This window comes from Faecalibacillus sp. MSK20_93, assembly GCF_020589945.1.
GTDB lineage: Bacteria > Bacillota_I > Bacilli_A > Erysipelotrichales > Coprobacillaceae > Faecalibacillus > Faecalibacillus intestinalis.
In genome coordinates this window covers 19337-32845 of sequence record NZ_JAJDKA010000004.1, presented here as the reverse complement: position 1 = coordinate 32845, position 13509 = coordinate 19337, and the positions used below count along the sequence as shown (strand labels likewise).

General features: G+C 27.4%; 9 protein-coding genes. 5 read left to right on the top strand and 4 right to left on the bottom strand.

Annotation, left to right across the window (positions count from 1 at the left end; all coding sequences use genetic code 11):
- Window positions 1-58: 58 nt before the first annotated feature.
- The gene (gene pepV / locus LJD34_RS02235; RefSeq protein ID WP_119363693.1) at window positions 59-1426 is read right to left on the bottom strand and encodes a dipeptidase PepV; all 1368 of its coding nucleotides are present in this window, start codon (window positions 1424-1426) and stop codon (window positions 59-61) included.
- A gap of 101 nt (window positions 1427-1527) precedes the next feature.
- On the opposite strand from pepV, the gene LJD34_RS02230 reads away from it, so the two are divergent.
- From LJD34_RS02230 to LJD34_RS02210, 5 genes are all read left to right on the top strand, one after another.
- Complete coding sequence (locus LJD34_RS02230) at window positions 1528-1938, top strand: NUDIX hydrolase (RefSeq protein WP_022002901.1); 411 nt, start codon at window positions 1528-1530, stop codon at window positions 1936-1938.
- Window positions 1939-1948: 10 nt separating this feature from the next.
- Window positions 1949-4087, top strand: coding sequence for a Tex family protein (locus LJD34_RS02225; RefSeq protein ID WP_227359088.1), 2139 nt, complete (start codon window positions 1949-1951; stop codon window positions 4085-4087).
- Between the two features lie 8 nt (window positions 4088-4095).
- A complete protein-coding gene (locus LJD34_RS02220; protein ID WP_032090510.1) occupies window positions 4096-4767 on the top strand; it encodes a YiiX/YebB-like N1pC/P60 family cysteine hydrolase in 672 nt (223 codons plus the stop codon).
- A gap of 69 nt (window positions 4768-4836) precedes the next feature.
- Complete coding sequence (locus LJD34_RS02215) at window positions 4837-5046, top strand: cold-shock protein (RefSeq protein ID WP_022002898.1); 210 nt, start codon at window positions 4837-4839, stop codon at window positions 5044-5046.
- Window positions 5047-5085: 39 nt separating this feature from the next.
- Window positions 5086-5943 (top strand): DMT family transporter, encoded by an 858-nt coding sequence (locus tag LJD34_RS02210; RefSeq protein ID WP_227359087.1) that lies wholly within the window; start codon window positions 5086-5088, stop codon window positions 5941-5943.
- On the opposite strand, the gene LJD34_RS02205 is transcribed toward LJD34_RS02210, so the two are convergent.
- The 3 genes from LJD34_RS02205 to LJD34_RS02195 are packed head-to-tail and all read right to left on the bottom strand — an operon-like array spanning window position 5940 to window position 13446.
- Complete coding sequence (locus LJD34_RS02205) at window positions 5940-7070, bottom strand: glycerate kinase (protein ID WP_227359086.1); 1131 nt, start codon at window positions 7068-7070, stop codon at window positions 5940-5942. The two genes, LJD34_RS02210 and LJD34_RS02205, sit on opposite strands and share 4 nt — an antisense overlap.
- Before the next feature lie 9 nt (window positions 7071-7079).
- Window positions 7080-10676, bottom strand: coding sequence for a UvrD-helicase domain-containing protein (locus LJD34_RS02200; protein WP_227359085.1), 3597 nt, complete (start codon window positions 10674-10676; stop codon window positions 7080-7082).
- Entirely contained in the window at window positions 10663-13446 is a 2784-nt protein-coding gene (locus LJD34_RS02195) for a PD-(D/E)XK nuclease family protein (protein ID WP_227359084.1), read from the bottom strand. Before LJD34_RS02195 ends, LJD34_RS02200 begins: the two co-directional genes overlap by 14 nt.
- Window positions 13447-13509: the final 63 nt, after the last annotated feature.

Genomic DNA, 13509 nt, shown 5'->3' with positions numbered 1-13509 from the left:
AGTTGATAAGCTTATCTTTAAAGATAAGTTTTTTTGTATAAAAAAAGAATAGAAATTTCTATTCTTTAATTAAATCATAAATTGCTTTAGCAAAGATTTCTGTTGATTTTAATAATGAATCAATCTTTATGTTTTCATTGTTACCATGAATTGCGTTATCTTCATCTTTGAATTCACATCCAAAAGCTACACAATTTGGCATTGATTTAGCATAAGTTCCTCCACCAATTGCTTGTGGTTGACTTTCTGTATCACCTGAAACTTCAACATAAGCTTTATGAAGTTTTTGAACAAGCTCACTGTTTGGATCGATATAAAGTGGTTCATGAATATCACTTTCTAAATTTAATCCAAGAGACTGACATAATTCTTTTACACCATCACACATTTCCTTTAAATCAATTTCATGAGGACAACGTAAGTCTAATTCAATATCAGCATCTTCTTTAACATATTTGACAACACCTAAATTCATTGTTAATTTACCCATTAATCCTTCATGATTAATTTGTAAACCTTTTCCATAATAATCATTTAAATAAGTTGCAATAAAATGTACAAGTTTATTATTAATAACAGTATCTAAATAAGTTGCAAGTAAACTTACAGCGTTAATTCCTTCTTCTGGTAAAGAAGCATGTGCGCTTTTTCCTTTTAAGACAAGTTTTGTACAATTTCCTTCTTCTTCAATGATACCAGTTACATGATGATCACTTAAAAATTGTTTAAATGATTCTTCATATTGTTTATGATTGCCTTCGATAATTGCTTCACATTCACCAGGAACAATATTTACACGATCACCAGCTACCATTGCAATCAATCCATCTTTTTTTACATTTCCTGTTATATGGAAACGAACAATTCCTTTTTCACCATAAACAACAGGGAATTCAGCATCAGGAGTAAACCCCATAGATGGATATGGATTCTTAGTAAAGTAATGTTCAACGCAAGAAGATCCACGTTCTTCATCACAACCAAAAATAACACGAATTTTCTTTTTAACAGGTAAATCTAAATCATGAATGATTTTAGCAGCATAATATCCAGCAAGTAAAGGTCCTTTATCATCAGCAACACCTCTACCATAAAGTTTACCATTAGCTTGAACCACTTTAAATGGATCGCTGTCCCATCCTCTTGAATCAACAGGAACAACATCCAAATGACCTAAAATACCAAAACTTTCTTCTTGATCACCAATATCTATATGTCCAGCATAACCATTTTCATCATGTACAACAAAACCATCTCTTTTTCCAATTGCTAACATAGCATCAAGAGCTTGTCTACATTCACTTCCATAAGGTTGGTTTTCACCGATTGTTTTTTCATTATAAACGGAAGGAATTGCACATAATGTTTCAATATCTTGAATAAGCTGTTCCTTTCTTTTTTCGACTTCTTCTTTAAAGTTAATCATATTAAAATCACCTCAGCATATATTATACATTTTTCATAATAATTTTTAAACATATTTGATAAAATAATGTTATGATAAAGACAGTATAGGGGGAAATATCAATGGAAAATATAAGATTTCATATTACAGTAAAAGGAATTGTTGTTTTTAAACAAAAAGTATTATTAATGAAAAGAGTTAGACCATCTAGTGATGGACTAGGATATTGGGAGCTTCCTGGGGGCGGTTTAGAATATGGGGAAACACCGAATGAAGCTTTAAAAAGAGAATTGAAAGAAGAAACGGGTTTAACGATCGATGTTGTTAAACCAGCATATACTTTTACCAAAATAAGAAAGGATTATCAAACAGTAGGTATTGGTTATTTAGCATCTACAGATGATGATCATGTTTCTATTTCTTTTGAACATACGGATTATAAATGGTGTTCAATTGATGAATTAAAAGATTATTTATGTGATGAAATTTACCAAGATATTATCTATACGTTAAAAGAATATACAAGTATTTAAAGAGGTTTATATGAATCAAGAAATTATTAAAACAATTAGTGAAGAATTAAATGTAAGAGTACATCAAATTGAAGCAGTGTTATCTTTATTAGAAGAAGGTAATACAGTTCCTTTTATAGCACGTTATCGAAAAGAAAAGACGGGTGCTTTAGATGAAGATCAAATACGTACAATTGATAAATATTATCAATATCAAGTGAATTTATTAAAAAGAAAAGAAGATGTTATTCGTTTAATTGATGAAAAAGGAATGTTAAATGAAAAACTAAAAACAGATATTTTAAAAGCTACACAATTAAGCGAAGTTGAAGATCTTTATCGTCCTTATAAAGAAAAAAGAAAAACAAAAGCAACAGCCGCTAAAGCAAAAGGATTAGAACCTTTAGCTAAATGGATCTTAGCTTTAAATAAAGGAAATATTTTAGTAGAAGCTAAAAAATATTTAAATGATGATGTTTTAAATGTAGAAGATGCCATTCAAGGAGCTTTAGATATTATTGCTGAAGATATTGCTGATGATATTAAATATCGTAAGTTTTTAAAAGATATGCTTTATAAAGGTGGTATTTTAAAAACAAGTGAAAAGAAAAAACATGATGATGAAAATAAAGTTTATGAAATGTATTATAACTATCAAGAAAAAGTAAAAACTTTAGTATCACATCGTATTTTAGCAATCAATCGAGCTGAAAAAGAAAAAGTAATCAATGTAAATATAGAAGGAGATAAAGATTATTATTTACAATACATTACAAGAGGTGTTACAAAAAGCAGAGAAACAAATCTTTTACCATACATTCAAAAAGCAGTAGAAGACAGTTATCAAAGATTATTATTCCCTTCTATTGAAAGAGAAATAAGAAAAGAATTAACAGAAAAAGCTAATGAACAAGCATTAAAAGTCTTTTCAGTCAATTTAGAAAATCTTTTATTACAAGCACCATTAAAAAATAAAATGGTCTTAGGTGTTGATCCTGCTTATCGAACAGGATGTAAATTAGCAGTTGTTGATCAAACAGGTAAAGTCTTACACATTGATAAAGTCTTTATTACTTTACCTAAAGATAATTATGATAAAGATATTAAAGCTTTATTAGATATTATTTCAAAATATAAAATTGAAATTATTGCTATTGGAAATGGAACTGCTTCAAGAGAATCCGAAGCCTTTATTGCTAAACTTATTCAAGAATATCATTTAAATGTAGAATTTGCTATTATTTCTGAAGCAGGTGCTTCTGTTTATTCAGCAAGTCAAATTGCTAAAGAAGAATTTCCAAATTATCATGTAGAAGAAAGATCTGCAGTATCAATTGCAAGACGTTTACAAGATCCACTTGCTGAACTTGTTAAAATTGAACCCAAAGCAATTTCAGTTGGACAATATCAACATGATATTCCTGAAAAAAATTTAGAAGAACAATTGGATTTCGTTGTTGAAAAAACAGTAAATAATGTAGGTGTTGATATCAATACAGCTTCTAAGTCATTACTTAAATATGTTGCAGGATTAAATGCTGGTGTAGCACAACAAATTGTTTTATATCGAAATGAACATGGTAAATTTCATAATCGAAATGAAATAAAAAATGTAAAAAAATTAGGAGCCAAAACATATACACAAGCAATAGGTTTTTTGCGTGTCTTAGATGGTGATCATCCATTAGATGCTACTGCTATTCATCCTGAAAATTATCAACAAGCTTTAGATTTATTAAATTTATGTCAATTATCATTAGCTGATTTAGGAACAGTGGAACTTAAAGATAAATTATTAAAAATTAATAAAAAAGAAGTTATAGAAACTTTAAAAATTGACCAATATACATTAGATGATATTATTGATTGTTTAATTAAACCAAATCGTTCAATTAGAGATCAATATCAAACACCACTTTTAAAAAAAGATATTCTTCATATAGAAGATCTAAAACCAGGAATGGTTTTAGAAGGAACTGTTAGAAATGTTGTTGATTTTGGAGCTTTTGTGGATATTGGCTTAAAAAATGATGGTTTAGTGCATATATCAAAAATGTCAAAACAAAGAATTAAACATCCATTAGATGTTTTAAGTATAGGGGATATTGTAGAAGTCAATGTCATAGATGTTGATTTAAATAAAAAAAGAGTAAGTTTAAGTATGATCTAGGTGATGATGTGTATAGAATATATGCTTTGATATTATGTTTATGTCTTGTGGGATGTACACAAAAAAAAGATATCGAGGTATCAACTCAAAAGGAAAATTTTAGTTATGAAGAGGTTTCAGAAAATTTTTCAAAGTTGCAATGTGGGGATATTATTAATATTGAAAATAGTCATTATATTTCAAATATTGCGATTCCTGGTAGGTGGAAACATACACTTATCTATTTAGGAAGTTTAAAACAAGTTCAAGAACTTTTGGATACTTCTTTTCCATATTATGAAAAAATCATGAAGATGTATAAAACGCAAAAGGAAATACTTGTTTTAGATGCAAATGTTGGAGGTGTACAGATACGTACCTTTGATCAAATGGCTAATTTAAAAAATGAGTCTTATTTAAAAGCCATGACATGTTTTCGTTTTTTAAAAGAGAATACTTTTATTAAAGATTTTTTGAAAAATGCTTTAGATTATTTAAATTATCCTTATGATTATCAAATGGATTTATCAAGTGATCAAGAATTATATTGTAGTGAGCTGGTGGTTTGTTCATTAAAAAAAATGAATATCACTCTTTCTAAACAAACACAAGTTTTTAAATATCGTATTATTTCACCAACAGATTTAATAGAAGAACTTGTAGAAAAAAAATTGGTGAAAAATGTTTTAATTTTAGAATAATGTGGTTGTCTAGATAAGCAATATGATGTAAAATATTAAGTAGATAAAAAAGAAGGAGAAGAAGTGTTCATGGCTATTGGTATTGTAAAGAATTTTAACAAAGATAAAGGTTTTGGATTTATCAACATGGAAGGTGAAGAAAGAGATATTTTCTTCCACTATTCACAACTTGTTCAAGAAGGATTTAAAACAATTGATCCTGGACAAAAGGTTGAGTTTGAATTAGTTGAAGGAGATCGTGGTCTTCAAGCACATCAAGTTGTTAAAATTACTGAATAAGGACAGTGTCCTTATTCTTTTGTTTTAAGGAGGTATTTTATGAACGATACAAAAAAGGGAATGTTATTTATTATGATGGCAGCATTCTTTTTTGCAAGTATGAATGTTTTTGTTAAGTTATCAGGTGATTTATCATCTATTCAAAAAAGTTTTTTTCGTAATTTAATTGCAGCACTTTTTGCATTTATTATTCTAATTAAAAGTAAAGAAGGTTTTACCTATCAAAAGAAGGATATACCGATGTTGCTTTTACGTTCTACTTTTGGAACGTTAGGTATCTTATGTAATTTTTATGCAGTAGATCATTTATTAGTAAGTGATGCATCTATGCTTAATAAGTTATCACCATTTTTCGTTATTATCTTTTCTTCATTATTTTTAAAAGAAAAAGCAAATACGATTCAAAAAGTAACAGTTGTGATTGCTTTTATAGGAAGTTTATTTGTAATTAAACCTTCTATTCATTTTGTAAGTAATATCAATTCGTTTATTGGAGTTTTAGGAGCGATGGGAGCAGGGATTGCTTATACCTGTGTTAGAAAATTAGGACAACAAGGTGTTGCTGGAGCAAAAATTGTTTTCTTTTTCTCATTATTTTCATGTTTATCTGTTGTACCTTATTTAATTTTTCATTTTCAACCTATGACACTTCAACAAATTGGTTGTTTACTCATGGCAGGATTAATGGCAGCAGGAGGACAATTTTCAATTACGAATGCTTATACATATGCACCTGCTAAAGAAATATCGATTTATGATTATACACAAGTTATTTTTGCAGCTCTACTTGGATTTTTCTTATTAAATCAAGTACCTGATGTTTATAGTGTAATCGGTTATATAATTATCATTGGAGTTGCTTTTTGGAATTTTATGAAACAAAAAAGATGCGTTTAGTGACGCATCTTTTGCCCTAATTGGATACTTCTTGCAAGCCTAAAAGCAGCTTTATAAACATTTTCACCAGCATTTTCTAAAGCTTCTTCTAAAGGACAACAATGATCGATACAACTTTCAATCGTGGTAATACAATCATAAATATCACCAACATTTTCTCCAATAGAGCCAACAATACAAACTGTGTCAACACCATATTTTTTTGCTCTTTGACTCACTCCAGTAGGTACTTTTCCATACATTGATTGATGATCAATACGTCCTTCACCGCTAATAACAAGATCACAATCTTTGACGTATTCATCAAAATGAACAACATCTAAAACAGTTTCAATTCCACTTTGTAGTTTAGCATTTAAAAACGTCATTAAACCAAATCCCAAACCACCAGCAGCTCCAGAACCAGCTTCTTCACTATAATCTTGATAGCCTTTTTTAATACATATTTCTACAAGATGTTTTAATCCTTGATCTAAAAATTGAATATCCTTTTCATTAGCTCCTTTTTGAGGGCCATAGATAGTACTGGCACCTGTTTTACCACAAAGTGGATTTGTTACATCACACATGACGATGATTTGTGTATCTTTTATTCGAGAATCAAGTTGATGAGTATCAATATCTTCAATGAAAGGTAAGTTTTCAGGAATAGGTTCTAAAACTTGGTGATTTTTATCTAAAAAACGAATTCCTAAATGATGAGCCATTCCAATCCCACCATCATTGGTAGCTGAACCGCCAATTCCAAGATAGATTTTTTGACAATGACGATCTAGTGCATCTTTAATAAGTTCACCAGTTCCTTTTGTATTTGCTTCTCTAATTTTCTTTTCTTTAACAAGAGGCAGTCCAGAAGCACTTGCCATTTCAATAATAGCTCCTTGACTAGTGATACCATAGCTTGCTTGAATAGGCTCTTGTAAGGCATTATGACAGTCAATTGTTATATATTGACCATTTAAGGATTCAACAATAGCTTGTGTTGTTCCTTCTCCTCCATCAGCCATTGATAGCGTTTTAAAAGAAACATCTTCAAAAACTTCTTTAAATCCTTTTTGAATACTTTTAGATACTTCTAAAGAAGATAAACTTCCTTTATAAGAATCACTTGCAATTAATATTTTCATAGAAACCTCCTAAAGTGTAACATAACGATGAATGTGTAAATAATAAACAATAGCTTCCACTTCTTTATTTGGAAACATTTGCTTCATAATCTTTTTATAATAATACATTTGACCTTGATGAAGTTCTTTTAAGAGTTCATCAGAACTATTTTTAGCTAATGTATCTGTCTTATAATCAATGATTGTTATTTTATCTTCGTTAATACATAAAACGTCAAAAATACCATGAATAATTTGTTTATTTTCATTTAAAAATGAAAATTCTTTTTCTTTATAACAATATGAACTTTTTAACATCAATTGATAAATATCACTTTCAATAAAGCTTTCTAAATGAACCTTATATTGATTTAAAAGAGTTCTCGCTTCTTCATTAAATAAAGATCTTTGTATAATATTTTGAAAACATTCTTCAAAATTTAATTCTTTATCTAAAGGATATAATTCTAAAAATAAATGAACAAGAGTTCCTCGATCAGTTGCTTTCATTGATGATTCATTTTCTTCATCATCTCTTTCAAAAAAACGATTTCCATCATCAATAATAGAAGTAACTGCTACTGTTTTATCAAAAGGTGCTTTGTTTTGATAATTAAATTGACTATTTTTTAAATAAAGTTCTCGATCATTATTTTCTATTTGACTTGTTGGATAGATATATTCATCAATTGTATGAACATCAATAATTGATGTATGAAATTTAGAATGACAGGTATTAAGTTGCATCGTGTTTTCTTGATAAAGTTTTAATTGTAAAGCGTTATTTTTTACTTGATCCAAATCATAATAATTTTTAATTTTTTCATCAAATAATGATAAATCAATACATTGTTGAATAAAATCAGGATGACGTATTAAAGCAAGCATGATCCAATTCAACATTTGATTTGATTTACGAATCGTTGCAGGTAAAAGATGACATGAAGCATCCAGCGCATAATCAATGACTTGTTTTTGCCATTTTTCAATCATATTAATCTCTTTTAACCCCCCCGTTAAAATCAACTTTTGAGATGCTCTTGTAAGAGCTACATAAAGAATACGCATTTCTTCATTAATGGTTTCATTATCAAGAACTGTTGAAAAGATACCACGTAAAGGATGTGGATATTCAATAAGGACATTTTGAAAATCTCCTAAATCTTGTTTTTGATGAGGATTTAAAATGATTCCTAAATTTTTATCTTGAATTAAAGGTGCTTTTCCATCAGCAAAATTAAATTGATGGTTCATTTGATTAACGATTACGATAGGAAATTCAAGTCCCTTTGATTGATGGATCGTCATAAAAGTAACAGCATCACCATCACTTGAAAGGGTAGCAGGTTTATAATCAATTCCTAAAGTCATTGTTTGTTCAAATTTATGCACGATTTGATATAAAGAAAGACCTTCATCTGCTTTCAACATTTCAATTAAAAGTTGAACATTGGCATAGCGTTGTTTACCATTATAAAGAGAACTGATAAATAGATCATATTCGTTTTCTTTAATAAATTTTTCTAAAACTTCATATACTGGATGATTTCTAGCAAATTCTTGCATTTTATGATAATAGTTTAAAAAATCAATCGCTTCTTGATCGGCTGCTTGTTTTAAAGATTCATACATAGATGTATTTTCTATTTTATGAAGGTAAAGCCAGTTTTCATCAAAGCATGTTTTTTTATAATTTCCTTTAAGCAATGAAATAAGTGCCAAATCATCTAAACAATTATCTAATGCTTTTAAAAAGTAAACACAATCTAAAATTTCATTACTTTCAAAAAATCCTTTAGTAAGAACAATTAAATTAGGAATAGAAATAGCATCAAAGACCTTTTTATAAGTTATAAAATTAGCAACATTTCTCATCAAAACAACAATATCTTGATACTTTGCCAAACGATTTCCAGTATAAAAATCAAGTTCAAGATGACCAACCATCTCATGAATTTTTTTTCCAATCATTTTTGCTTCATATTCAATCATATCCACTGTTTCATCTTCGGGTTTTAAAACCAGCATGATTTCACTATCGAAACGTTTTTCTTGATCGTAACGTAACATGGCTTGTTGTAATTTTTCATCAGTATCACATTTTTCTTTTCGTAAAAAGTCGTAATTTAGTTGGGCATGAGGATCATTGTCGTATTCCAAACCACCATAACGACGATCCATAATCGCATTAAAGATATAGTTAATACTATCTAAAACAATTTTATTTGAACGATAATTGAATTTTAAATCGATTCTTTGATTATTATCTTCAAGACCATAAGTGAGATATTTTTCATTAAAAATATCTAAATCCGCTTTTCTAAAACGATAAATCGATTGTTTCATATCCCCAACCATAAAACGATTAATTTCAGGTTCTTGAAAACGAGAAATTAATAAAATCAAATTTTCTTGAATTTCATTTGTATCTTGGTATTCGTCAATCATAATTTCATGAAATTGTTGATAAAGAGTTTGAGCAACCCCTTGATTTTCACTCAATAATTGAAGGGTATATTGTTCAAGGTCATTAAAATCTAAATAAGAAAGAGATTTTTTATAAGCTTGGTATTCTTTTTGAAATTCTTTAAGATATTTTAAATAGATTTCTAAATGGCGATAAGAAACTTTTAAAACCTCACTTAATTCTTCAATCGAAGAAGGCATACATTTTTGATAAGCTTTACTAAAAGTGTTTTTAGTTTGATCTAATAAGGATTTATATGTTTCTTTGATTGAATCATCAACATCTTTATAACTAGCCATACGATGTTTTTCAATTTCTATACCCATTGAAAAATATTTTCCTTGATTAAAACATTCTTTTAAATTTTGAAAATAATTTTCTAAAACAGTATGTGGTGCAGGTAATTTCTTTGTTTCTTCAAAGTAAAAACCTAAACCATATGTTTGACAATAATCTTCAAGCTTTAAATAACTATCATAGGCTTCTTGAAAAGCTTCGTGTAATATTTTTTTTAATGGTTTTTCAAAAGGCGTATCTTCAATTGTTTGATCATTGATGACACGATCATAAAGTTTTATTTTCACTTGATCTAAATAATCATCAAAATGATAAACAGTATGTGATAAATTATCTAATTGAAAAAGAATTTCTTTAAAAGAATTAAATTGATAACCAGTATAATTTTCTTGATAAAAATCATAAAATTCTTTTTCTTGAACCCATTTTTCAAGACATTGATTTAAAATATTTTCTTTAATTAAAGTAGGGTTTTCAAGAATTTCAAACTTAGAATCTAAATGAATTGTATAGCCATATTGGCTTAATAAATCACTACAAAAAGAATGGAAATTTGTAATATAAGCATCATTTAATAATATCTTTTGTTTTTCTAAATGTACTTTTAAAGAATCATCAACAATATGAATTCTTTTATTTAAACTTTCTACGAGTCTTTGTTTCATTTCTAAAGCAGCTGCTTTCGTAAAAGTTAAAACAAGTAAAGAATCTACACTTACATGATCATCTTCAATTAAAGACATCATACGATTAACAAGAATTTTTGTTTTTCCAGAACCAGCAGGTGCTGAAACTAAAATAGAACTTCCACGACTATAAACAGCGAGATTTTGTTCATCATTTAAACTTTTATCTTTCTTCATTTTGACCTCCTAATTCAATTTGATGATCTTCATTATAGAAAATATCATAATTACAAATGGCTTTATAATGACAAAAACGACAAGGATTAATATGCATATCAATGTTTGGATTATCACTACGTGTTGGATAAATACGAATATCTCCAGTAATCATTTGTTGGTAAAGACTTTGAATGTGTAAAGTGATTTCTTGTAAAAGGGTATCTAATTCATCATGAGAAATAATTTTAGCGTTACTATAAGGACTACCATCTTTTTTAAGTTTAATCTTGATAATATCACTTTCTTGTTCCATTTCATGATCAATTTCTAAATAAGTGTCATCTACACTATAGCCATCCATTTTATAAAGTTTAAAAAAACTTTCAGAATCTTGTTTTTCTAAAATAGAAATCTCACTTTTTAACATTCTTTTCTTTGTATTAAAATACAAAACAGCGCCTTTATCATAGTTTTTATTCTTTGATAACATTTCTAAATAAATCAACATTTGCATATTAAATCCTAAACGTGCTAGTTCTAAATTCAATTCTTTATTCGAAGATTTATAATCAATGACTTTTAAATAATTTTGATATAAATCTACACGATCAATAAAACCTTTAAGTTCAATATCTTGAATCTTATCATAAACTCTTTCTTCACAAGCAGAGAGTTCAAATAAACCATGTTGCATCTGTTTTGCTAGAACAATAATTGTATTATATAAATCATCTTCAATTAGTTTTAAAAAGAATTGATTTTTTTTCAAAGCATATTTCTTTAACATATGAGTCTTTAAATAGTTTTGAATACTTAAATGAATATCTTCTTTTAAGGAATCAAAGTTTTTAGCTTGATAGTTATTGAAATAATGATGATTTTTTTCTAAAACATAATGAACTAAAGTACCGATTTCATTACTTTGTATTAAAGAATTATTTATAGAATCTACTTTTAACATATATTGTAGATAGTATTTATAAGGGCATTGGTTATAGACCTCTAATTTACTTGCGGAAAGAGGATTATGTTGATGATTGATATGCATTGGTAATACTTGATGATGGGATTGTTTGTAAACCAAGAGATGATGATTTAAAACAGATAATGAATCATCTTGATGTCCTTTTAAATAATAATCTTCTTTTAATGAAGGATGAATAAGTATATGTTTTTTAAAAGTTGGTATCGTAAATAATTTCGTTAATTTTTGAATAATCGATGAAACAACCAAATCTCCACCATTTAAATCTCTTAATGCATAACTTAAAATGATTTTTTGATGGTGACAAGAAAAAAGATGTCTTAAAGTATTTTGATGTTTATTTAGTGCATCATAGGTTGTAGGATACTTTAATGCAAGTGCTTCTTGATTTAAAAGTAAATTGGTATTTTTAAATTCTTGAGGAATAATTGTTTCATTTAAACCTAAACAATAAACATATTTTGCTTGTAAGAGTTCACTGTAAGGTTGATTGTAATTAAGTAAATAAAGACTGTCATAGCTTTCCTTAAGAGAATGTGTTTTTTTAGAAAACGTTTCTTGAAGTAAACTTAAATATTCTTTTAAAGAAAGAGGTTCAGTTCCTTCAAGTTTTAAACTTGAAAGTAAAGCATAAACAAGTTCATTTTTACAAAAAAAGTGTTCAATAAAATCAATCAAAGATAAAGAATAGGATGATAAATCATGACCTTGAATCTTTAAAACTGCTTTTTTTAATGCTAGATAATTTTCATCATCAATAAAACCTTGTAAAGTATATAAATTTTTTAAATAGGATACATATTGATGATCTTGAAAATTTAATAAATATAAAGAACTGATTGCATCTAAAAGATATGTTTCATCTTTACTTAGGCAATATTGTAAAAGCATATTAACGACTTGAAAAGCTTGATTAGTGATTGTTTCTTTTCGATTATATGCAAGGTTAAATTGATCTAAAATACGACAAAGATGACGATAATAATCATCATTTGGGTAATAAATCACAAAATCACGTAAAGCATTTTCTTTAAGTAATGTATTAATATCAAAAACAACTTGTTTGACTTCTTCTTGAATCGTTGATGCTTTTAAGATTTGATAAGGATGTTCAAAATCACTTTTTGTATGTGATGAATCAAATAAATGATTTGTGACATAACCTGTATAATCAAGAATTTCATTTTCTTTTGTATCTTGATAAATAAAAACATGACCATATTGATCAAGCTTTTGAATAAGTGCTTGATTTTTAGGAATTGTTATTTGATTTGTTAGAAAATAATAATAATTGTGGCACTTTTCATCAATAAGTGAATAAATAAGATCATGTTCTAAAAAATGAGTTTGATCAAATTGATGATATAAATTGAAAAGTGTTTTAATTTTTTCTTTTGATAAATCTGGTAACTCTTTTGTTGTTTCTTGAATATTATAAAGATAGAAACTTTTAAAAATATCTAATATTTGTTTAGCTGTTAAAACATGATTAGCACTTAAATGAAATAAAGAAGAGGTATCTTCTTTATTCATTTTAATAATTTCTAAAAGATTTTGAATATCTGTTTTTTTTCTAAAATCTTGATGATATATTTGTAGAAGCTTTTGATAAAACGACGATAATGTCATGAGTTCAATATTAAAAAGGGTATCTGTACATTTTAAGAAAATTTCTTCGTAATATTTAGGATCATCAACAATGATGTAATGAATAGCAAAAGGATTTTCTTTTGCAGAGTGTAAACAATCATTTATGATTTGTTTTATTGTTGAACTATAGTGATTTGAGTTATAAATATGCATAATGTCACCTCTTGCTTTATTTTATCATAGATAGATTTAAATATTTAGTGAAAACTCTTATTA